Here is a 22,453-nt window from a genome sequence, read left to right as displayed (position 1 = left end):
TGTGGCAATGACACCACAAGGTGCTATGTGATGTCATTGTTTCTGAATAAACTTATTTTATTTTAACAAGTTATTCGCTAGGTGGCGTGTAACCATCGATGTGAACGTCTTTGCCTTCGAACAGGAAGTTCACCATTTCAGTTTCGATCAGTTTACGATGCTCTGGATCCATCATGTTAAGCTTCTTTTCGTTGATCAACATGGTTTGTTTGTGTTGCCATTCAGCCCAAGCTTCTTTAGAGATATTATCAAAAATACGTTTACCTAGTTCACCTGGGTAAAGTTGAAAGTCTAGACCTTCGCCTTCTTTCTTTAGTCGAGCACAAAACACAGTGCGGCTCATAATGACTCCTTGCATTCAATTAACGAAGTTCGTGGGGTAGCGTTTCCAGCAATAGTTTGACTGGCGCGGCTAAGCCTACTTCTTCAGGTTTAGATAAGTTATACCAAAGACCTTTGTTACCTTCCATTATCACGTCGGGTTGCTTTGACAGGTCAATCAAAATTGGTGTGATATCGAGATGGTAATGACTAAAGGTATGGCGGAAAGTGATCAGCGTTTGCTGCTCTTTAATGTCATTAGCTTGAATGCCGCGTTGTTCCAACAGCAAATCAATATCGCTTTCGACATCAACATGTTCGGTTTGTGGAAAGCAGAATAGCCCGCCCCAAATTCCAGTTTGGGGTCTTTGCTCCAGCCATACTTCGTGCCCATTTGCATTTTTATGATGCAGCATGACAAAGCGGGTTTGCTTCACCGGTTTGTCTTTCTTGGGCTTTTTACCAGGGTAGTCGAGGATATTACCTTGTTTTTTCGCTACACAAAGATCAGCAACAGGACATAGTGTGCATTTAGGTTTGCTGCGTGTGCAGACCATCGCCCCCATGTCCATCATGGCTTGGTTATATTTGTCGACATCTGTTTGTGGGGTATGTGCCTCGGCAATTTCCCACAGCTGGTTTTCCACTTTCTTCTGGCCCGGCCATCCTTCAACGGCAAAGCATCGAGAAAGTGTTCGCTTCACGTTACCATCGAGGATCGCATGAGGCTGTTTATGTACGGATGACAGTACAGCAGCCGCAGTTGAGCGGCCAATGCCTGGCAGTGCATTCATTTGCTCGATATCTAGAGGGAATTCACCGTTATATGTTTGGGCCACCTCTTTTGCTGCTGTATGAAGGTTGCGTGCTCGGGCGTAATAACCGAGGCCCGTCCAAAGGTGCAGCACTTCATCTTGCTCTGCATTAGCAAGATCGACCACGGTCGGAAATCGCTCTAAAAAGCGTTGGTAATAAGGAATCACCGTAGTGACCTGTGTTTGCTGAAGCATGATTTCAGACAACCAGACACTGTATGCGGTTTTGTTCTGTTGCCACGGAAGATCTTTTCTTCCATATGCGTCATACCATTCTAAAATGGCACTGGCGAAAGGGGTCACGACTTGCTCTGTATTCTATTATTGGTTAGGGGCAAAATTGCACCACATATTGGGTGATAAGTACAACGGATAAAGTGTGGGGATATTACAGGGATCATCATAGCTTTTGAGTCATGATAGACCGAGAGCTCAACAAAAACTTGCACCCGAGTAAATTCTTTGGATAATCCCCGCTTTGATTAATCAATGTGCAGGCAAAATCAATGAGTGAAGTAACCACTAACGAATACAACGAAGACGGCAAGCTGATCCGTAAAATCCGCAGTTTCGTTCGTCGCGAAGGCCGCCTAACTAAGGGCCAAGAGAGTGCGATGAATGAGTGCTGGCCAACGATGGGTATCGATTACAAAGCAGAACTTCTTGATTGGAAAGAAGTCTTTGGTAACGACAACCCGGTTGTACTTGAGATCGGTTTTGGTATGGGCGCTTCACTAGTTGAAATGGCAAAGAACGCACCTGAGAAAAACTTCATCGGTATTGAAGTACATAGCCCAGGTGTTGGCGCTTGTCTTGCTGATGCACGTGAAGCGGGTCTGACTAACCTGCGCGTAATGTGTCACGATGCGGTTGAAGTGTTTGAGCACATGATCCCAAATGATAGCTTGGCGACTCTACAACTGTTCTTCCCTGACCCATGGCACAAAAAACGTCACCACAAGCGTCGTATCGTACAGCTAGAGTTTGCTGAAATGGTTCGCCAGAAGCTTATCCCTAATGAGGGTATCTTCCATATGGCAACGGACTGGGAAAACTACGCTGAGCACATGATTGAAATCATGAACCAGGCACCAGGCTTTGAAAATATTGCTGAAGAAGGTGACTTTGTTCCTCGCCCTGAAGAGCGCCCATTGACTAAGTTTGAAGCTCGCGGCCACCGTCTTGGTCACGGTGTGTGGGACATCAAATTCAAGCGTACTGCTTAAGGAGCCAGGTGATGTACCACTATGCGATATTAGCGAATCCGGGTCACAACCGTATTTATTTTGATAGCGCAATGACCATCGCATGTTCAGAGCTAAAAGCAATGCTGGCTTCTGAAGGTGTTGAAGTGACTGAAATTGGCAGTAAAGATGTCGGCTTACCTGCAGCATTGGTGTTCTCGTGTGCAGAAGCGCTCAACGACGAGCAGTCACGCAAGATTGCCGCATCATCTATTTACTACGCGCTGTTTGAAGTGCGTGAAGATGGTTTGTTACGTCCAATTCAGGCGCCTGCGTTCAACACTTTCCCTGAGAGCATGAGTCAGATCCTGCGTTACACCGGAAAAACAAACGAACAGTTTACGCGTTTGATGGTAAACCTTGGCGTGAGTGCCGCTAACACAGATAGCGCGCAACTGACGTTAATGGATCCGATGTGTGGTAAGGGTACAACACTATTTGAAGGTTTGATCCATGGTTTGAACGTGGTGGGTGTTGAGATCAACCAGAAATGGGTTCAAGAGATCCAAACCTTCGTCGTTAAGTTTATGAAGAATGGTCGCTTTAAGCATAAAGTGAGCAAAGAAAAGCGCACTTCTGGTGGCAAAAAAGTGGCCGATGGTTTCGTGGTTGAAGCTGCAGCGACAAAAGAAGATTACAACCAAGGTAACCTTCAGACGATGAAGCTGTACTCGGCGGATACTCGTATCGCAGACCAAGTTGTGAAGAAGAATTCGGTGGATGTCATGGTGTCTGACTTGCCTTACGGCGTGCAGCACGGCAGTAAAAATGCCAAAGACAGCAAACTGAACCGCAGCCCATTAGAGCTATTAAAAGAAGCCCTGCCTGCATGGAAAGTGGTACTGAAAAAGCAAGGCTCTGTGGTGTTGTCTTTCAACGAGTTCACACTGAAATGGAAAGATGTCGCGGCATTATTTGAAGAACAGGGATGGAAGGTGCTTTCAGAAGACCCTTATATCGGTTATCTTCACCGCGTGGATCAATCTATCAACCGCAACATTATTGTGGCAGTGAAACCATAATTGATTGTTCGATAACAAATACTTGAAAAGCCAACACACTGTTGGCTTTTTTTACCTCTGAATTAAATCAGTGATAATAAGGTGAACAATGAAACCTACAGTGGAAATTTTGACAGATATTCTGACCGAAGTTCGTCCTTTGATCGGTCAGGGAAAAGTAGCAGACTACATTCCAGCTCTGGCAAAAGTGCCCAGCAACAAGTTAGGTATTGCGGTATACACCAATGACGGCGAAGTGATTAAGGCGGGAGACGCCGACGAGCCTTTTTCTATCCAGTCTATTTCTAAAGCCCTGAGCCTGACGCTGGCGATGTGCTTATATAAACAAGAAGAAATATGGGCAAGGGTAGGCAAAGAGCCTTCTGGCCAGGCTTTTAACTCTTTAATCCAGTTAGAGATGGAGCAGGGCATTCCACGTAACCCGTTCATCAACGCTGGTGCGATAGTGGTTGCCGATCTGCTGCAAAGCCGTTTGTCTGCACCGCGTCAGCGCTTGCTTGAATTTGTTCGTCAGCTTTCCGGCGATACCCACATTGTGTACGACAAAGTGGTGGCCGCTTCTGAAATGATGCATGGTGACCGCAACGCTGCGATCGCTTATCTGATGCGCTCATTTGGTAATTTCGAGAATGAAGTTATTCCAGTGCTGCAAAACTATTTCCACGCCTGCGCATTGAAGATGAGCTGTGTTGATTTGGCGAAAACCTTTAGCTATTTAGCCAACAAAGGTACGTCTGTGCATACCGGTAAGCCGATTGTCTCACCGACTCAAACTAAGCAGTTGAATGCGCTGCTCGCAACGTGTGGGCTTTATGACGGCGCAGGTGAGTTTGCCTACCGAGTCGGTATGCCGGGCAAATCTGGCGTGGGTGGCGGCATTATTGCCGTCGTACCGGGGGATATGACCATTGCAGTCTGGTCTCCGGAGCTCGACCCTGCTGGTAACTCATTAGCTGGCACTAAAGCTTTGGAATTGCTTTCTGAGCGAATCGGTCGTTCCATTTTCTAGAGCTGGCCATTTTTATCAGAATAAATAAAAATGCCTCTCACATAGAGAGGCATTTTTTATCGCTTGATATCAGATACGCTTATTCGTCTTCTTCTGCCATAAACGCTTCGAGCAAGTCGTTCAGGAAAAGCTTACCTTTTTCAGTGATTTGCCAGTGTGTTTCTGTCTCACTCAAGTATCCCAGCTCTAACGCCCAGTTGATGGTGTCTTGAATGCTACTCAGTGGTAATCCTGTTGTATCGATAAAGTCTTGTTTTGGACACGCTTCCATTAAACGAAAACGGTTCATAAAGAACTCAAACGGACGGTCTTCATCTTCGACGAATTGTTCAGTATGCAGGTACGGCTTCACCATATTTTGGTATGCAGCCAGATACCCACGAGGGTGTTTTACTTTTGTGGTACGAATGATACGCCCATCAGCAAAACTCAGCTTACCGTGTGAGCCACAACCAATGCCGAGGTAATCCCCAAAGCGCCAGTAATTGAGGTTGTGCTGGCATTGGAAGCCCGGCTTACTGTAACCAGAAATCTCGTATTGTACGTACCCAGCAGCCGCCAGTTTTTTATGTCCTAGCTCGAAGATGTCCCATAAGTCATCGTCGTCAGGTAGCGTCGGCGGCTTGTAGTAGAACATAGTATTCGGCTCAATGGTGAGCTGATACCAAGACAGGTGCGGCGGTGCTAGTTCAATCGCTTTGTCCAAATCGGCCAGAGCCTGCTCAATACTCTGATCTGGCAAGCCGTGCATTAAATCCAGATTAAAGCTATTTAAGCCAATTTGGTGAGCAAGGTTAGCCGCATTGACGGCCTCATCTTTGCCATGAATCCGACCAAGACGCTCTAGCTTCTCTTGCTCAAAACTTTGCACACCAATGGAAATACGCGTCACCCCTGCTTTTCGGTAGCCGGCAAAACGTTCCGCTTCAATTGTGCCCGGGTTAGCTTCCATCGTAATTTCGATGTTAGTTTTGAATGGAATACGTTCTTCAATGCCTTTTAACAGGCGCTCAATCCCTTGTGCTGAAATCAGGCTAGGCGTACCGCCTCCGATAAAGATCGAGTGCAGAGGACGCGGCGCATCGTTCAAGCGATACTTCTCAATGTCGGTATCCAGATCTTCCAGCAGGGCGTTGATGTATTGCTCTTCTGGGATCTCTGCCTTGAGCTCATGCGAGTTGAAATCACAGTATGGGCACTTTTGCACACACCATGGGATGTGGACATAGAGACTGAGTGCTGGGGGCGTTAATATGGTCAAACTCGTTTACCTTACTGAGCGGCTTGTTCTGATAACTGAGCAAACAGAGACTTAAGCGCTTTACCACGGTGTGATAGCTGCTTTTTACGCGCAGGTTCTAGCTCCGCAGATGCGCAGTCATCCTCTGGTACAAAAAAGACAGGGTCATAGCCAAAGCCATTCTCACCGTGAGCTTCTGTCAGGATACGGCCTTCCCATTTGCCATGACAAACGACAGGCGTTGGATCGTCTTTATGACGCATCAGAACCAATACACAGTGGAAACGCGCGGTGCGCCCCGCCTCTGGTACACCTTCCATCGCTTTTAACAGCTTTTCTAAGTTCTCTTGATCTGTCGAGCCTTCGCCAGCGTATCGCGCAGAATAGATGCCAGGTGCACCGTTAAGGTAGTCGACTTCTAAACCAGAATCATCAGCGATTGCCGGTAGGCCAGTTTCTTGTGCTGCGTGGCGGGCTTTGATGATCGCGTTTTCAATAAACGTGGTGCCTGTTTCTGCAACTTCAGAGACGTTGAATTCGCTTTGTGCTAATACTTCGAATCCGAAATCGGAGAGCAAATCAGCCATCTCACGTACTTTGCCTTGGTTGCCTGTTGCTAACACAATCTTTTTCATGGGGTTCTCTTTTCATTGTGATAAGGAGAACATGTCGTTCTCCTTATCGTTTTATTTCTAACTTTATATGGCTTTTGGTCTGCAGGTGTCCAAAAGCGTTTAGATCATCATGATCTAATTACTTTTCGACATATCACTCTTCAACATAAAACTTCTGGGTAAATTGAAGCTTTCCTGAGCCTTTGTTTCCCGATTTTACATCAATATCGAAGGTAAAAGTTTCTTCATGTGTGACTGGCAGTTCCGCTAGGTAGTAAATCGCGTCACCTTCTTTGACTTCTCGGAAGGTTAACTGCTGAGTTTGACCAATCAGGTTCTTAGCTTGCCCAGCAACTTGTGCTTCTAACGCCGGTTTTCCGAGTGAAGCTCTGTCCAGCACACTAATATTGATGATCGCAAGATAGCCATTACGTTTGATGTCATAGCTTCGCGCTATTTTAGGCGTCAAAAAGGTAGAGTTAAACGCCACGTAATGTACTTCGATGTCTTTCATGTTTTTGAACTGTTCAGCGAAAGTTGGGAAAGACAATAGGCTGATCAGTAACGCGGTAATCCATTTGTTCATTGTGAAATCCTCAAGGAGACACTTCCATTTAAGTTTAATTTAAATAACCGATTCGAAGATTAAATAAAAAGCCATCATAAGATGGCTTCTATGTCATTAGGTATCTGGGTAGGCGATTCTATCCGAATTTGTTTGTGTCGTCCCAGTTCGCCTTTTTCTATGTGAACCAAACCTTTAGCGACTTTAAACTGCTTAGCCAAGAACTTGGTGAGATGCGCATTGGCTTTACCATCGACAGGCGGCGCAGTAATGGCGATTTTTAACTCTTCTCCATGCAAGCCGACGATTTTATCGCGGCTTGCTTTGGGTTGAATATAGAGTCTTAGGACAATGTCCTCGCCATCGCGCCAAACTGCGGCTGACACTACAGTTGGAACCAGATAGGGCCGATAATATCGCCCATCAGGAAGTTGGCGAATTGTAGACCAATAAACAGAACCAGGACGCTAAGATCCAGACCACCGAATGCAGGAAGAATGCGACGGATTGGCGCGCACATTGGTTCTGTCAGCTGGTGGAATACATATTCGATAGGGCTGCGGCCTTGGCTAACCCAGCTGAGGATTGCACGAATCAGCAATACCCAGAATAACAAGCCGCCAGCAGCTTTAATCAGAGATAGTAAGCCCAAGAATAGGAACTCGATACTGAAAGACACTGAACCGCTAGATGCGATTAGGATCAGTGCAACGAACTTAAGTACACACAATAGATACGCAAAGAGAACAGTAGCCAGGTCGATATTACCTACAGACGGAATAAAACGACGCAGAGGGCCAATCACAGGCTGAGTAGCTTTAACGATAAATTGCGAGAAAGGGTTATAGAAGTCTGCGCGCGCAGCTTGCAACCAAATACGCAATATAACGACCATGATATACAGGTCAAATAGGGTTGAGATGAGAAAACTCATTGAATTCATAAGGTACCCTTAACAAGTGGTGGATGGCTTTTCTCTGTAAGCATCCAGATAATTAAAATAGTTTTTCCATTTCTTCCGCACGAGCAACCGCTGCCTGCATTGCTTTTGCTACGATATCAGAAAGTTGATGTTCGTTGAATGTGCGTAGTGCTTCCGCTGTTGTGCCGCCTTTAGAGGTGACATTTTCACGGAATGTGGATAGCTCAGTCTCTGGATTAGCCACAACCATGCTTGCAGCACCTAATGCAGCTTGCTGAACCAGCAGACGAGCTGTGTCTTTATCAAAGCCTTGTGCTATTGCTTCTGCTTGCATTGCTTCCATAAACAAGAAGAAGTAAGCCGGCGCGCTACCGGCAGCCGCAATCACGTTGTTGATGCCAGACTCTTGTGCTACCCAAGCCACTTTACCTACCGCTTCCATTAATTGAGCGGCAAAGTCTTTATCTTGCTCAGTAACGTGTTCTGGAGCGAAAAGACCACTCATGCCTAAACCGAGTTGGGAAGGCGTATTTGGCATCACACGAACCAAGTTCAACTTAGTCGCTAGCATCTCATCTAAACGTGAACAATTAATGCCAGCAGCGATAGAAATCACTAACTTGTTACTGAAATCGACAGATTGCAGTGGTTTACATACTTCCGCCATCATTTGTGGTTTCACAGACAACACCACTACATCCGCTTCTGATGCAGCGAGGATGTTATCGCTGGTCGTACGGATGCCAAAATCTTGCTCGAGTGGCAAGCGGCGTGTTTCTGAAGGTGCGGTTGCCACAATATTTTGTGCCGGGTAACCATTTGAGACTAAGCCAGAAATGATGGCTCGCACCATGTTACCTGCACCGATGAAGGCAATCTTTTTATGTTCCATTTGTCTGATTTCCATTGTGATACTTTACTATTTATAATGCACAGGTGTGCATAGTGACAATTAAGTCTTACCGCTTAACTTTGTGATGCGAAGATTGAGCTTTTTTCGCTTACTGGTAATGGCTATTCACTTTTTGAGTTATAGTCACGTGCGCCAAAAATCGCTGTTCCGATACGAACCATAGTACTACCGGCTTCTATCGCCGCCTCCATGTCGCCACTCATCCCCATGGACAATGTGTCGATGTCCGGATACTGCTGCATAAGCGCTTGCTTCAATGCCGCCAGTTTCTGGAACTCATGAAGTTGTGCATCATAGTCCGATACGTTAGCAGGAATAGACATCAATCCTCTTAAGGTGAGGTTCGGAAGGCGAGAAATCAACTCAGCCAGTTCGAATATTTCTGCATCGGTTACGCCAGACTTTGAGTCTTCGCCACTGGTGTTCACTTGAATCAGTACCTGTAAGGGTTCTAATTCGCTAGGACGTTGATCATTAAGACGTTGCGCGATCTTTGCGCGGTCGATGGTGTGAACCCAATCGAAATGTTCAGCGACAAGGCGTGATTTATTGGACTGAATTGGGCCTATGAAGTGCCATTCTATGCAATTATCTGGATAATGCTGTGCAAAGTGCTGAACTTTATCCACGCCCTCTTGCACATAGTTTTCACCAAATGCGGTTTGACCAGCTTGGTAAGCTTCAAGAATGGCTTCAACGGGTTTGGTTTTACTTACCGCTAGAAGTTGCACTGACTCCGGAGCACGACCGCATTTTTGCTCGTCGTTGCGAATTTGAGAGGTGATATGTTCAATATTTTGTTGAATACTACTCATAGCTGTACTTTAGACTTAAGGATTTTAAATGGATATCACTGAGTTACTGGATTTTAGTGTAAAACATAATGCCTCAGATCTACATCTTTCTGCAGGTGTACCACCTATGGTCAGAATTGATGGCGATGTGAGAAAGCTCGGGATTCCAGCGTTTACACACCAAGAGGTTCATCGCTTGGTATTCGAAATCATGAATGATGCTCAACGCAGTGAGTTCGAAGAAAAACTCGAAGTCGATTTTTCTTTTGAACTACAGAACGTTGGTCGCTTTCGTGTCAACGCATTTAACCAGTCCCGCGGCTGCGCGGCGGTATTTCGTACCATTCCAAGCAGCATACCAACGCTTGATCAACTCGAAGCTCCAGAAATCTTCAGCAAGATTGCCAGCGGGCAAAAAGGCTTGGTTCTGGTAACCGGACCAACCGGCTCTGGTAAATCGACGACTCTAGCTGCCATTGTCGACTACATCAATCGTAATCACAATAAGCACATTCTCACAATTGAAGATCCAATTGAATTTGTTCATACCAACAACAAATGTTTGATCAACCAGCGTGAAGTTCACCGTGACACTCATAGCTTCCAAAACGCCTTGCGCAGTGCGTTGCGTGAAGACCCGGATGTCATCTTGGTTGGTGAGATGCGTGATAAAGAAACCATCAGCCTTGCATTGACCGCTGCAGAAACCGGTCATTTGGTTTTTGGTACGCTACACACCAGCTCAGCCGCAAAAACCATCGACCGTATTATCGATGTATTCCCGGGTAGCGACAAAGACATGGTGCGTTCAATGTTGTCAGAATCGTTGAGTTCAGTCATTGCCCAGAAGTTACTTAAGCGCAATGGTGGTGGCCGAGTCGCCTGCCACGAAATCATGATGGCGACACCTGCAATCCGTAACTTGATTCGTGAAGATAAAGTCGCACAGATGTACTCGATAATTCAAACTGGTGCGGCACACGGCATGCAGACTATGGAGCAAAATGCTCGTCAGCTATTGGCGCAAGGTATTGTTTCTCACGAAGAGGCCGACAGCAAAGTTGGGCTTGATGTACAGCAGTTCTCGTAACACTCATACAGGTAATGGTGAATACGGAAAATGGATCTGAATAAATTTCTTGAAGGTATGCTGGCGCTGCAAGCGTCGGATCTTTATATCACGGTCGGTGCGCCGATTTTGTTTCGTGTCGACGGCGAGTTACGTCCGCAAGGTGACAAGCTGACAGAAAATGATGTGGCGCAGTTGTTGGATAATGCAATGGATCCTGAGCGTCGACAGGAGTTTCGAAAAAGTCGAGAGTCTAACTTTGCTATCGTCAGAGACTGTGGTCGATTCCGTGTCAGTGCCTTTTTCCAGCGAGAATTGCCGGGCGCGGTTATTCGCCGTATTGAGACCGACATCCCTACCTTTGAGCAGCTCAAACTGCCTCTGGTGTTGCAAGATTTAGCGATAGCCAAGCGAGGTCTGGTGCTGGTGGTTGGTGCGACTGGCTCTGGTAAGTCGACCACAATGGCGGCGATGACAGGCTACCGAAACAGTAATAAGACCGGGCATATCCTGACGGTAGAAGATCCGATAGAATTTGTTCATGAACACCAGCGTTGTATCGTAACCCAGCGTGAAGTCGGTTTAGACACAGAAAGCTACGAAGTGGCACTGAAAAACTCCCTGCGACAGGCTCCGGATATGATTCTGATCGGCGAAATCCGCAGTAGAGAGACCATGGAGTATGCGATGACCTTTGCTGAAACCGGGCATTTGTGTATGGCGACTCTCCATGCTAACAACGCCAACCAGGCATTAGAGCGGATTCTGCATTTAGTACCTAAAGATCAAAAAGAGCAGTTCTTGTTTGATCTGTCTATGAACTTAAAAGGCGTGGTTGGTCAGCAGCTGATCCGCGATAAAAGTGGGCAGGGGCGTCATGGCGTGTTTGAGATCCTGCTGAACAGCCCGCGTGTTTCGGATTTAATCCGTCGTGGCGATCTGCATGAACTTAAGTCGACGATGGCTCGTTCAAACGAGTTTGGTATGCTGACCTTTGACCAGTCGCTCTACAAGTTAGTGATGCAAGGCAAAATCAGTGAAGAAGATGCACTGCACAGTGCAGATTCGGCAAATGACCTGCGTCTCATGCTGAAAACTCAGCGCGGTGAGCCTCTGGCAACAGGAAGCTTGGCGAACGTTAAGATTGATATGGACTAGGATTTCCCATATTCCAGACATTAAAAAAGGTTGGCACAAGCCAACCTTTTCTTTTTCAGACAAATTTACTCATTCCAAAGGTTTTCAAACCAGCTTTCTAGAATGACAACTGCCGATTGACAGTCGATATTTCCTTTCGACAGCGCTTTATAGCCACCCATTTCAAATAAGTCTGCTCGAGCTTCTGCCGTGGACAAACGTTCATCGTGAAGCTCGACTGGTAAGCCATAACGACCTTGTAGACGGTTAGCAAACTTCTTCGCGCGTGGAGTAATGGTTTCCAAGTCTTTACCGTGTAGGTCTGTTGGTAAACCCACAACCAATAAATCCGGTTGCCATTCTTTGATCTGTTTTTCGATGTCGTCCCAGTTTGGAATGCCATCATTGGCTTTAAAAGCCTTGAGCGGAGAGGCGGTACCGGTAATTTCCTGGCCAATCGCGCTGCCGATGCTTTTGGTTCCAAAATCAAAAGCCATAATTGTACGTGACATAAGGTGTCTCAAATCTCAATCTAGGGGAACAGTCTGCTTTATCAGGCATGTCCTGCATCAGAAGAAAGCTGACTCGGGTCGATCCCCAGTTTTTCTACTGCTTTTTTCCAACGGTCTGTAATTGGAGTATCAAAGATGATTTCTGGCGTAGCTTCAATGGTCAGCCAGGAGTTTTCAACTAACTCATTTTCCAGCTGCCCTGCGCTCCAACCTGCGTAGCCCAAAGCAACCAAATAGTCGCTTGGCTCAGCTTCGGTCCCCAACACAGTCAGAATGTCTCGCGAGGTTGTCACTGCAAGCTCATCGGTCATCTGAATACTGGATTCATAGTAATCTTTTGGTTTATGCAGAATAAAGCCACGATCTTCTGAGATCGGGCCGCCGTTATATACAGGCCGGTCAAGGCTTGCTTCGAACAAACGCGGGTGTACAGGTTGTACTTTGACTTGCTTAAGCATGTTACCCACCGTGATATCGACTGGCGCATTGATTATCAACCCCATTGCGCCTTCTTCGTTGTGCTCGCAGACGTAGATCACGCTATTCTGGAAATAGGGATCTTTCATTCCAGGCATGGCAACTAAAAAATGGTTTGTGAGGTTCATATTCATACTGATCCTTAGGACTCAGAAGTGCACTTAAGCAAATTAGCACTATATGCATGAATTTGCTTAAGTTTGCATTTGGCTCTCTACTATAACTTTACTATATATTTAGGGTCTGTTGACCTTTCGTGCTGATTTTTGCAGCTGTTTGTGGGTTCTTTATACAAGGCAGAGGCTTTGAAATGTAGTTGACCTACCTGATAAGCCGATAACGCAGTAGAAAGTATCCACAAACGCTGCCCGAAGGGTTCGGCTAAAAGCGCTTTACTCTTTGTTGAGAGGTATTTTGCTTAGAATGACTAGGCTACAAACCACTCGCCGCGATTAAAACGTTTTTATCTCGAACAAAAATTAACCACGTAAGATAAACAGACCCTATTTATTCGCCTTTTACTCGGCGTTCAATGGCATCCATTAGTTTGCCCGTGATTGAGATATCAAATGCTGCTTCGATTTCACGAATACAGGTCGGGCTGGTTACGTTGATTTCTGTCAGCTTATCGCCAATCACATCAAGACCCACAAAAATAAGACCTTTTTCTTTCAGAGTTGGTGCTACGGTTTGGGCAATTTTAATGTCTGTTTCACTTAGAGGACGAGCTTCACCCGTGCCGCCCGCCGCAAGGTTACCGCGCGTTTCGCCTTTTGCAGGAATACGTGCCAGACAGTAAGGCATTGGCTCGCCATCAACCACGAGTATGCGCTTGTCACCATTGCTGATATCAGGCACGAATGTTTGTGCCATCGCGTAATTCTGACCATGGTTAGTCAGCGTTTCGATGATCACTGATACGTTTGGGTCGTTCTCTTTTACGCGGAAAATAGACGCACCGCCCATACCGTCAAGAGGCTTTAAGATCACATCGCCGTGCTCTTCACGGAATGCTTTAATCTTTTCAGCTTTACGGGTAACGATAGTGGTTGGAGTCAATTCAGGGAACCATGCTGTAAACAACTTCTCATTGCAGTCACGAAGGCTCTGAGGTTTGTTGACGATCAGTGTGCCTTGCTCTTCTGCACGCTCAAGGATGTACGTTGCGTAGATGTATTCAGTGTCAAACGGAGGATCTTTACGCATCAGAACCGCGTCTAACTCAGATAGCTCGATAGTTTGCTCTGATTTGAATTCGTACCAGCCGTTTGGATCTTCTTTTAGCTCAACCACTTTGGTGTCGGCAATGGCCACACCTTGGTCGAGATGAAGATCATTCATTTCCATGTAGTGGATTTCGTAGCCGCGGCGTTGCGCTTCAAGCATCATGGCAAAGCTAGAGTCTTTTTTGATGTTAATGGACGAAATTGGGTCCATTACAATACCGAGTTTGATCATTATTTTTCTCCGTTTTAACCAAGATCGCCGAAACGAACTTGTAAAGCTGTAATTGCGGTAAGAGCCGCGGTTTCGGTGCGAAGTACTCGCGGGCCGAGAAGCGTCTCTTCAAATTGGTACTCGCGCGTCATATCGATTTCTTCAGCTGACAAACCGCCTTCAGGGCCAATCAGCAGGCGCACTTTTTCAACTGGTGTAGGCAGGGTGTTGATCGAGTATTTGGCACGAGGGTGAAGGTTGAGCTTAAGTCCATCGTACTCTTCTTTGCTCCACTCTTCCAAGCTCATGATTGGGCGAATTTCAGGAACGATGTTACGTCCACACTGCTCGCAAGCGCTGATAGCAATCTTCTGCCATTGGGCCAGTTTCTTCTCAAATCGTTTTTGATCGAGCTTTACGCCACAACGTTCAGAAATAAGGGGAGTGATGGTATTTACTCCGAGTTCGACTGACTTCTGAATGGTGAACTCCATCTTGTCGCCTCGTGAAATCACCTGTCCTAGGTGAAGATCCAAAGGGGATTCAATGCTGTTCTCTACGCGCTCAGAGATGTCTACGAGGACATTCTTTTTGCTGACTTCTGCGATAACTGCGGGAAACTCTGCACCACTACCGTCAAATAGGAGAACTTCCTGACCTTCCTTCATACGAAGTACGCGACCAATATGGTTAGCGGCGTCGTCACTTAAAGCGAGTGTACCAAGTTGGTGAATGGTTTCTGGATGATAAATTCGAGGGATACGCATGAGATTTCCAGCAAGAGAATAAACTTAGTTCCTAACATGGATGCTTTCCATCGAAAAAACAAGGGGCAAGAGGCGTTTCAATTGGAGTAAATGAAACGCCTCAAACAGAAAGATTAGCGATCATCGCGATTGGTGAGGATTACAGTGCGCGGCAGGCCTCTTGAACGAATGGATTATGGTTGCCTTGTACTTTGGCAATACGCTTATCACGTTCACATTCCCATTTATCGGCTGGGTAGGTTTTGTTCCATGCACTCATTAACTGAGTTTGTTGCTTGGACAGTTTGAAGCCGTACTCCTTGCTCATATAAAGATAGGTGCGAGCGATGGAGCCGCGTGCTCGATCCGGTGGCATGACTTTGCGTTGCTTGAAGTTTACCTGGACTTCGCAACGACCATAGGTTGCGCCATCGACCCCATTCCACTGACTAAAATTGTAGTTAGAGCGATCACCATTTACCTCACCAATCGCAGGAGTCAGGTTGTGCAGATCGGCTTCCATTGAGCGGAATGTTTTGTCATTACGCGAGCAGTTTTTACGACCACCGCTTTGCCAGCATTGCAGCTGGTGTCCAAATTGCCAAGCTGGAACGACGTGTTCCCACTCGATGCGTGAAGCACGCTTTTCTTGTTTGCGAACCTGGTAACCACAAGAGGAAAGGTCAGGTAAGCCTTTCTTGCCTTGCCATTGAATATCACAGCCGCAATAAAAGCTGGTGGGATGATCTTGATAGATTTTTACCGCTTCGCGCTTAGCGGCTGAAAATGAACTTGGTGGCGCGGCCACGGCGGCACTGGATAGTGCAAGAATGAATAAAGAGAACAGGTATTTCATGGCTAAAGTCTTTAAAAAGTATGACTTTATCCATTCTATCACTCAGATATTAGCTTTCGTAATAAGCAAGTTAATAATAACAAAAGAAATGTTGGTCAATATTTCCTATTGAGACTTGATTGAACTGAGGATTAGGAAAGCTGGACACCAGTGAAGCTAAGAGGTTGACGACACTTTTGGCACGAATATACGGCTTGTTTGCGCAGCACTTTGTTGTGACGGCGAATAGAAAGGGGATATGTCGTGCAGCGACATCGGTATTCGAAGGTTTTGCCTTGAACGGAAGAGACTTCGAAACTATGCGTGGTTTTGGCCGGAACGTTAAATACGGATTCCATTACGGTTTGCCACTCTTTGCCATGAGGGCGAACGCGACCGTAAACCTGATACGTGATTAAGTGGGCGACCTCATGCGGTATCACTTCTTGCAAGAACGCTTGGGTGTTTTCTTTAAATAAAACCGGGTTAAGGCGAATCTCATTGAGCTGAAGGTACGCTTTTCCAGCTGCTTTACCTCGGACTTTAAAGGTCAGGCTGGGAATAGGGAATGAACGCTTAAAAGCATGTTCAGCTAATGCGATATAGTGCGCCATCACCTGTTTTGCTTTGTAGCTTAGTTCAATGTCCATTCGTTCCTCTCAAGTTCAATAAAAAGCCCCCGCAGTTGCGAGGGCCGGATCATAGCATCACTGAATTAAGGTGTGTGTTTTTTCTTAATCGTTGCATGGTAGGCGTGCCAAGTTCCGTAGCCGAGAATTGGCATAGTGAATAACATACCGATACCGTAAGTAGCAAAACCAATTAGGATGCCGCCACAAATGATTGCAGCCCATACAATCATTGCTGGAATGTTGGATTTGACCGCATTAAAGCTGGTGAATACCGCCGTCATCATGTCAACTCTGCGCTCCATCATTAATGGAATAGAGAAGGCAGAAATGCTGAATACCACGCTTGCTAGTACAAAACCAATGAGTGACCCAATCACTAAGAAAGGCAAGAACTCTGTCAGCGGTGCACCTTGAACGGATGGGTACAATGCATGGAGAAGTGCGGCGATTCGCATCCAGAAAATCATACAAACCGCAAGCAGAACCGCAAATGCCCATTGAGAGCTTGAGTTACGACCTATCGCTTTCATTGAGTGGAACAGGCGAGCTTTGTGGCCGCGCTCTCGTTCCCAACTGGCATCATACAATCCTAGGGCTAAAAATGGCCCAATAAGCATGTAGACGATTAAACTCGGCATCACGACAAGGTGTGTCCCTTGCCATTGCACAAGCAACACGATGCCAATCGCTGCTGCCATGAAGCACAGCCCATAAAAGGCACTAATGAGCGGCATACGCACGAAATCATGTAGCCCTAGTGCGAGCCAGTGGAAAGGCGCGCTAAGATTGACCGTATTGCACGGAATGGTTCTAGCGTATTCGTTGTCAGGGACTTCCTTTCGCTTACTATGGAAGTCGGATGGATTGACTGTTCGAGGCATAACTCCTCCTTGGCTTATTCCTACACAGTTGTCTGTCAAATGACTTGTACCCATCGGAGTAAATAATTGTTCATTCTAACGCGTTCAAATACTCGATAATTCCGCGACAATGTTTGACTAAAAAATAATTTTTTATCAAAACATTACGCGTTAATTTCAGGCGTTTTTACTACGCTATTCCTGACCATTTGCTTACTTGGATTGGTACTAACCCCTATAAGTTTTAAAAGCATAAAGGATGTTTAGCTAACGTTTTCCCCAAGGTTGCTGTCGTCAAACTAGCTTACATCCACGTTGTTACGGAAACGCAATTTAACAATATTTTAACTATTGGCGGAGTTGAGGGAATTTACAACTATTTGCTTAAAATTTGTTCTTGGCGGGTGGGGCTGGAGGATAGAGAAGGAGGGGAGTAGGGGGAAACAAAAAGCCCCCACCATAAGGCGAGGGCTTTGGAAATTCAGAGCAAGCTCGATTACTTGATGCCAGCGAATTCGCGAAGAAGTGCTGCTTTATCAGTCGCTTCCCATGGGAACTCTTCACGACCAAAGTGGCCGTATGCTGCTGTCTTCTTGTAGATTGGCTGCAGAAGGTTAAGCATTTCTTGTAGACCGTATGGACGTAGGTCGAAGAACTGACGTACTGCTTCGATGATGATGTCGTGAGATACTTTCTCAGTACCAAACGTTTCCACCATGATTGACGTTGGATCCGCCACACCGATAGCGTAAGAAAGTTGGATTTCACAACGGTCAGCCATACCAGCTGCAACGATGTTTTTCGCTACGTAACGCGCTGCGTATGCTGCACTACGGTCAACTTTTGATGGATCTTTACCTGAGAACGCACCACCACCGTGACGAGCCGCACCGCCGTAAGTATCTACGATAATCTTACGACCAGTCAGACCACAGTCACCCATTGGACCACCGATTACGAAACGGCCAGTTGGGTTGATGAAGAAGTTAGTCTCTTTGTTGATCCACTCTGAAGGTAGAACTGGCTTGATAATCTCTTCCATTACCGCTTCACGCAGTTCAGGAGTTGAGATTGAATCACAGTGCTGAGTTGATAGAACAACAGCATCGATACCTACGATCTTACCTTGGTCGTATTGGAACGTTACCTGAGATTTCGCATCTGGACGTAACCAAGGAAGTGTACCGTTCTTACGTACTTCTGCTTGTTTTTCAACAAGACGGTGAGAGTAAGTAATTGGAGCTGGCATTAAAACTTCAGTTTCGTTACATGCGTAACCGAACATGATGCCTTGGTCACCGGCGCCTTGCTCTTTTGGATCCGCTTTATCAACACCTTGGTTGATATCTGGTGACTGTTTACCAATTGTGTTTAGTACTGCACAAGAGTTCGCATCAAAACCCATATCTGAGTGTACGTAGCCGATTTCACGAACGGTTTCACGAGTTAGCTCTTCAATGTCAACCCATGCTGAAGTCGTGATTTCACCACCCACCATTACCATACCGGTTTTAACGTAAGTCTCACATGCAACACGAGCCTTTGGATCTTGCTCTAGAATCGCGTCAAGAACCGCATCAGAAATCTGGTCTGCAATTTTATCTGGATGACCTTCTGATACTGACTCAGAAGTAAACAGGTGCTTAGCCATGTTAGCTCCACTATATCTGGTTTAAAACTGGAGCATGATAAACGCTCCAGCGCAAAATAATACTAATATATGCAGGTGTATCTACATCTAGACGGCTATTCTAAGTTTGATTGCTCGAATTACAAGCTCTTTTTTGGTTTTTGTCACAACTAAACGTTTGCGTGAGTTATTTATTATTTTGGGAGTTTCAGGGGATTTAAATTCACAGATGCAATATTTGTGAGGTTTTGGGGTGGAAATCGTTTGCACACCCTGAGGGGCTTTGAGAGAATTATGACCAATTTTTTCGTTTCGCTTAACGTACTCAGGAGCAGACATGTCGTCTCGTAAACATCTTGCCAATGCAATCCGTGCTCTAAGCATGGATGGTGTTCAACAAGCTAACTCAGGTCACCCAGGTGCACCTATGGGTATGGCTGATATCGCTGAAGTTCTTTGGCGCTCTCACCTAAACCACAACCCATCTAACCCAGAATGGGCTGATCGTGACCGTTTTGTACTTTCAAACGGCCATGGCTCAATGTTGATTTACTCTCTACTTCACCTAACGGGTTATGAGCTATCAATCGACGATCTGAAAAACTTCCGTCAGCTTCATTCAAAAACTCCGGGTCACCCAGAGTACGGTTATGCACCAGGTATCGAGACAACAACAGGTCCTCTAGGTCAAGGCATTACTAACGCAGTTGGTATGGCAATGGCTGAAAAAGCACTTGCTGCACAGTTCAACAAAGAAGGCCACGACATCGTTGACCACTTCACTTATGCATTCTTAGGTGATGGCTGTCTGATGGAAGGTATCTCGCACGAAGCTTGTTCTTTGGCGGGCACACTAGGCCTTGGCAAACTGATCGCGTTCTGGGATGACAACGGCATCTCTATCGATGGTCACGTTGAAGGTTGGTTCTCTGACGATACACCTAAGCGTTTTGAAGCGTACGGCTGGCACGTAATCCCTGCAGTAGACGGTCACGATCCTGAAGCGATCAATGCTGCAATTGAAGCGGCTAAAGCAGACCCTCGTCCTACATTAATCTGTACTAAGACGATCATCGGTTTCGGTTCTCCTAACAAGTCTGGTTCACACGACTGTCATGGTGCTCCGCTAGGTCAAGACGAAGTTCAAGCGGCACGCGAGTACCTTGGTTGGGAATTCGGTCCATTTGAAATCCCAGCAGACGTATACGCAGAGTGGGATGCAAAAGAAGCTGGCGCAGCTAAAGAAGCGGCTTGGAACGAGAAATTTGATGCTTACGCTGCGGCTTACCCAGCAGAAGCAGCAGAACTGAAGCGTCGTCTAAACGGCGAGCTACCTGCAGAGTGGGAAGAGAAAGCGAACCAAATCATTGCTGACCTTCAATCAAACCCAGCAAACATTGCGTCACGTAAAGCCTCTCAAAATGCGCTAGAAGCGTTTGGTCAAATGCTTCCAGAATTCATGGGCGGCTCTGCTGACCTTGCACCTTCTAACCTGACTATGTGGTCTGGCTCTAAGTCTCTTGAAGCGAATGACTTCTCAGGTAACTACATCCACTACGGTGTGCGTGAGTTCGGCATGACAGCGATCATGAACGGTATCGCACTGCACGGCGGTTTCGTTCCTTACGGTGCGACATTCCTGATGTTCATGGAATACGCTCGCAACGCAATGCGTATGGCTGCTCTAATGAAAGTTCAGAACATCCAGGTTTACACGCACGATTCTATCGGTCTTGGCGAAGATGGCCCAACTCACCAACCCGTTGAGCAAATGGCTTCTCTACGTCTGACTCCGAACATGAGCACATGGCGTCCATGTGACCAGGTTGAATCAGCAGTGGCTTGGAAACTGGCTATCGAGCGTAAAGATGCACCAACAGCACTTATCTTCTCTCGTCAGAACCTAGCACAACAAGAGCGTACTGCAGAGCAAGTAGCAGACATTGCGAAAGGTGCTTACATCCTGAAAGATTGCGAAGGCAAGCCAGAGCTTATCCTTATCGCAACAGGTTCAGAAGTTGAGCTAGCGGTTGAAGCAGCAGCGCAACTAACTGCAGAAGGCAAGCAAGTACGTGTTGTTTCAATGCCATCAACAGATGCATTCGACAAACAAGACGCAGCTTACCGTGAAGCAGTACTGCCATCAGACGTTACAGCGCGTATCGCTATCGAAGCGGGCATCGCAGACTTCTGGTACAAGTACGTAGGTTTCGGTGGCAAGATCATCGGTATGACTACCTTCGGTGAATCTGCACCAGCAGGCGAACTGTTCAAGATGTTCGGTTTCACTACTGAAAACGTTGTGAATACTGCAAAAGAGCTATTAGCGTAATTAAATACGTTAATGAAAAGCCGAGCAGCGATGCTCGGCTTTTTTATACCCATAGTGTCGGTAAAAGGCACATACTTAATGCGTTTTTGTTTCTCATCGGGTACTATCTGTGACACGAATTATTGGTAGGGCGAAGGATAAATGCTAAAGGTTGCGATCAATGGATTTGGGCGTATAGGTCGTAATGTTCTGCGAGCTGTGTACGAAAGCGGCAAACATCAGCAGATTAAGGTTGTAGCGGTAAATGAGCTGGCTCAGCCTGAAGCGATGGCGCACTTACTTCAATATGACACCAGTCATGGCCGTTTTGGCAAAAAGATCTCTCATGACCAAGAGCACTTATATGTTCACCACAACTCATGCCATCAAGATGCTGGCGAATATGATGCTATCCGTATCTTACACCTAGCCGACATTGAACTTCTTCCTTGGCGTGACCTCGAAGTTGACATCGTATTAGATTGTACGGGTGTCTATGGCTGTAAAGCTGACGGCTTAGCGCATATAGAAGCGGGTGCTAAAAAAGTACTGTTTTCCCACCCTGGGGCAGCCGACATCGATAACACCATTATCTACGGTGTAAACCACGAAACCCTTAAAGATGAACATGTCGTTGTTTCTAATGGTTCCTGTACGACAAACTGTATCGTTCCTATCATCAAAGTCTTAGATGAAGCATTCGGAATTGAGTCTGGCACCATTACGACTATCCATTCATCCATGAACGATCAACAGGTCATCGACGCTTACCATAGCGATTTACGTCGTACCCGTGCTGCAAGCCAATCTATCATTCCCGTTGACACTAAGTTGCATAAGGGGATTGAAAGAATCTTCCCGAAATTTTCTAACAAATTTGAAGCTATTTCCGTTCGCGTTCCGACAGTTAACGTTACTGCAATGGATTTAAGTGTCACAATTAGTACAAATGTGAAAGTTAATGACGTAAATCAAACCATTGTTAACGCATCTCAGTGTACATTACGTGACATTGTTGACTATACTGAATCGCCACTCGTTTCCATCGATTTTAATCACGACCCCCATAGTGCGATTGTGGATGGAACTCAAACAAGAGTGAGTAACGGGCAGCTAGTAAAAATGCTCGTATGGTGCGATAACGAATGGGGCTTTGCTAATCGGATGCTGGATACCGCTTTAGCAATGCAAGCTGCGAAGTAATCCGTAAAGCAGTAGTGGAAAAATATTTATTTTTAACCTTGAAATAAATATTGAATGTCTCCATATTCTATAACCAGTTTGAAGAATTAACAGGCTTGGCAGGGTTGCCGAGTTTTCAAAAACTTTAATTTTTAAATATTTGAGA

Annotated in this window: 24 protein-coding genes; 7 read left to right on the top strand and 17 right to left on the bottom strand. The window is 46.1% G+C overall.

The genetic code is table 11. The features are described 5' to 3' along the window. Positions 1-70 precede the first annotated feature (70 nt). Together DBX26_RS12880 and mutY are read right to left on the bottom strand one after the other, a co-directional pair. Positions 71-343 carry an oxidative damage protection protein gene (locus DBX26_RS12880; protein ID WP_014233043.1) on the bottom strand — a complete coding sequence of 91 codons (273 nt, stop codon included), beginning with the start codon at positions 341-343 and terminating at the stop codon, positions 71-73. A 19-nt stretch (positions 344-362) separates the two neighbouring features. After that, positions 363-1,439, bottom strand: a complete 1,077-nt coding sequence (gene mutY, locus DBX26_RS12875) for an A/G-specific adenine glycosylase (protein ID WP_118119402.1) — start codon at positions 1,437-1,439, stop codon at positions 363-365. A 203-nt stretch (positions 1,440-1,642) separates the two neighbouring features. Here mutY and trmB point away from each other — a divergent pair, with 203 nt between their 5' ends. From trmB to glsB, 3 genes are all read left to right on the top strand, one after another. Further along, on the top strand, positions 1,643-2,362 hold the full coding sequence (gene trmB / locus DBX26_RS12870) for a tRNA (guanosine(46)-N7)-methyltransferase TrmB (protein WP_014233041.1): 720 nt from the start codon (positions 1,643-1,645) through the stop codon (positions 2,360-2,362). 11 nt (positions 2,363-2,373) lie between these two features. Continuing rightward, the gene (locus tag DBX26_RS12865) at positions 2,374-3,402 is read left to right on the top strand and encodes a TRM11 family methyltransferase (RefSeq protein WP_118119400.1); all 1,029 of its coding nucleotides are present in this window, start codon (positions 2,374-2,376) and stop codon (positions 3,400-3,402) included. 88 nt (positions 3,403-3,490) lie between these two features. Beyond that, positions 3,491-4,411, top strand: coding sequence for a glutaminase B (gene glsB / locus DBX26_RS12860; RefSeq protein WP_014233039.1), 921 nt, complete (start codon positions 3,491-3,493; stop codon positions 4,409-4,411). A 79-nt stretch (positions 4,412-4,490) separates the two neighbouring features. Here the strand turns inward: glsB and hemW are convergent, their stop codons facing one another. The 7 genes from hemW to DBX26_RS12825 all read right to left on the bottom strand — a co-directional run bounded on the left by hemW (position 4,491) and on the right by DBX26_RS12825 (position 9,480). After that, complete coding sequence (gene hemW / locus DBX26_RS12855) at positions 4,491-5,666, bottom strand: radical SAM family heme chaperone HemW (protein WP_118119819.1); 1,176 nt, start codon at positions 5,664-5,666, stop codon at positions 4,491-4,493. 17 nt (positions 5,667-5,683) lie between these two features. Beyond that, positions 5,684-6,286 carry an XTP/dITP diphosphatase gene (locus tag DBX26_RS12850; RefSeq protein WP_118119398.1) on the bottom strand — a complete coding sequence of 201 codons (603 nt, stop codon included), beginning with the start codon at positions 6,284-6,286 and terminating at the stop codon, positions 5,684-5,686. A 133-nt stretch (positions 6,287-6,419) separates the two neighbouring features. After that, positions 6,420-6,851 carry a DUF4426 domain-containing protein gene (locus tag DBX26_RS12845; RefSeq protein WP_020334002.1) on the bottom strand — a complete coding sequence of 144 codons (432 nt, stop codon included), beginning with the start codon at positions 6,849-6,851 and terminating at the stop codon, positions 6,420-6,422. Between the two features lie 74 nt (positions 6,852-6,925). Further along, on the bottom strand, positions 6,926-7,216 hold the full coding sequence (gene yggU / locus DBX26_RS12840; RefSeq protein WP_118119396.1) for a DUF167 family protein YggU: 291 nt from the start codon (positions 7,214-7,216) through the stop codon (positions 6,926-6,928). Beyond that, on the bottom strand, positions 7,216-7,773 hold the full coding sequence (locus tag DBX26_RS12835) for a YggT family protein (RefSeq protein ID WP_014233035.1): 558 nt from the start codon (positions 7,771-7,773) through the stop codon (positions 7,216-7,218). Before DBX26_RS12835 ends, yggU begins: the two co-directional genes overlap by 1 nt. Before the next feature lie 52 nt (positions 7,774-7,825). Continuing rightward, entirely contained in the window at positions 7,826-8,644 is an 819-nt protein-coding gene (gene proC, locus DBX26_RS12830) for a pyrroline-5-carboxylate reductase (RefSeq protein ID WP_118119394.1), read from the bottom strand. A gap of 122 nt (positions 8,645-8,766) precedes the next feature. Beyond that, a complete protein-coding gene (locus tag DBX26_RS12825; RefSeq protein ID WP_118119392.1) occupies positions 8,767-9,480 on the bottom strand; it encodes a YggS family pyridoxal phosphate-dependent enzyme in 714 nt (237 codons plus the stop codon). A gap of 28 nt (positions 9,481-9,508) precedes the next feature. Between DBX26_RS12825 and DBX26_RS12820 the strand changes: the two genes are divergently transcribed. Together DBX26_RS12820 and DBX26_RS12815 are read left to right on the top strand one after the other, a co-directional pair. Beyond that, positions 9,509-10,549, top strand: coding sequence for a type IV pilus twitching motility protein PilT (locus DBX26_RS12820; protein ID WP_014233032.1), 1,041 nt, complete (start codon positions 9,509-9,511; stop codon positions 10,547-10,549). Between the two features lie 30 nt (positions 10,550-10,579). Next, a complete protein-coding gene (locus tag DBX26_RS12815) occupies positions 10,580-11,686 on the top strand; it encodes a PilT/PilU family type 4a pilus ATPase (protein WP_014233031.1) in 1,107 nt (368 codons plus the stop codon). Between the two features lie 65 nt (positions 11,687-11,751). Here DBX26_RS12815 and ruvX read toward each other — a convergent pair whose 3' ends face one another. The 8 genes from ruvX to metK all read right to left on the bottom strand — a co-directional run bounded on the left by ruvX (position 11,752) and on the right by metK (position 18,815). Further along, complete coding sequence (ruvX, locus tag DBX26_RS12810; RefSeq protein ID WP_014233030.1) at positions 11,752-12,177, bottom strand: Holliday junction resolvase RuvX; 426 nt, start codon at positions 12,175-12,177, stop codon at positions 11,752-11,754. Between the two features lie 41 nt (positions 12,178-12,218). Further along, the gene (locus DBX26_RS12805) at positions 12,219-12,782 is read right to left on the bottom strand and encodes a YqgE/AlgH family protein (RefSeq protein WP_014233029.1); all 564 of its coding nucleotides are present in this window, start codon (positions 12,780-12,782) and stop codon (positions 12,219-12,221) included. Between the two features lie 379 nt (positions 12,783-13,161). After that, complete coding sequence (gene gshB, locus DBX26_RS12795; protein ID WP_014233028.1) at positions 13,162-14,112, bottom strand: glutathione synthase; 951 nt, start codon at positions 14,110-14,112, stop codon at positions 13,162-13,164. A 14-nt stretch (positions 14,113-14,126) separates the two neighbouring features. Next, the gene (rsmE, locus tag DBX26_RS12790) at positions 14,127-14,858 is read right to left on the bottom strand and encodes a 16S rRNA (uracil(1498)-N(3))-methyltransferase (protein WP_118119390.1); all 732 of its coding nucleotides are present in this window, start codon (positions 14,856-14,858) and stop codon (positions 14,127-14,129) included. A 139-nt stretch (positions 14,859-14,997) separates the two neighbouring features. Then, positions 14,998-15,693, bottom strand: a complete 696-nt coding sequence (endA, locus tag DBX26_RS12785) for a deoxyribonuclease I (protein ID WP_065297391.1) — start codon at positions 15,691-15,693, stop codon at positions 14,998-15,000. A gap of 131 nt (positions 15,694-15,824) precedes the next feature. After that, on the bottom strand, positions 15,825-16,322 hold the full coding sequence (locus DBX26_RS12780) for a SprT family zinc-dependent metalloprotease (RefSeq protein ID WP_020333994.1): 498 nt from the start codon (positions 16,320-16,322) through the stop codon (positions 15,825-15,827). A 65-nt stretch (positions 16,323-16,387) separates the two neighbouring features. Further along, positions 16,388-17,185 carry a DUF2189 domain-containing protein gene (locus DBX26_RS12775; RefSeq protein ID WP_014233024.1) on the bottom strand — a complete coding sequence of 266 codons (798 nt, stop codon included), beginning with the start codon at positions 17,183-17,185 and terminating at the stop codon, positions 16,388-16,390. A 475-nt stretch (positions 17,186-17,660) separates the two neighbouring features. Beyond that, on the bottom strand, positions 17,661-18,815 hold the full coding sequence (metK, locus tag DBX26_RS12770) for a methionine adenosyltransferase (protein ID WP_014233023.1): 1,155 nt from the start codon (positions 18,813-18,815) through the stop codon (positions 17,661-17,663). Positions 18,816-19,131: 316 nt separating this feature from the next. Here metK and tkt point away from each other — a divergent pair, with 316 nt between their 5' ends. Together tkt and epd are read left to right on the top strand one after the other, a co-directional pair. Next, complete coding sequence (gene tkt, locus DBX26_RS12760; protein ID WP_065297389.1) at positions 19,132-21,126, top strand: transketolase; 1,995 nt, start codon at positions 19,132-19,134, stop codon at positions 21,124-21,126. 141 nt (positions 21,127-21,267) lie between these two features. Then, on the top strand, positions 21,268-22,308 hold the full coding sequence (gene epd, locus DBX26_RS12755) for an erythrose-4-phosphate dehydrogenase (RefSeq protein ID WP_014233020.1): 1,041 nt from the start codon (positions 21,268-21,270) through the stop codon (positions 22,306-22,308). Positions 22,309-22,453: the final 145 nt, after the last annotated feature.

Source organism: Vibrio sp. dhg (assembly GCF_003443775.1).
GTDB classification, from domain to species: Bacteria; Pseudomonadota; Gammaproteobacteria; order Enterobacterales; family Vibrionaceae; genus Vibrio; species Vibrio natriegens.
The sequence above is the reverse complement of the archived record's forward strand: the minus strand, read 5'-3'. Positions and strand labels throughout refer to the sequence as shown.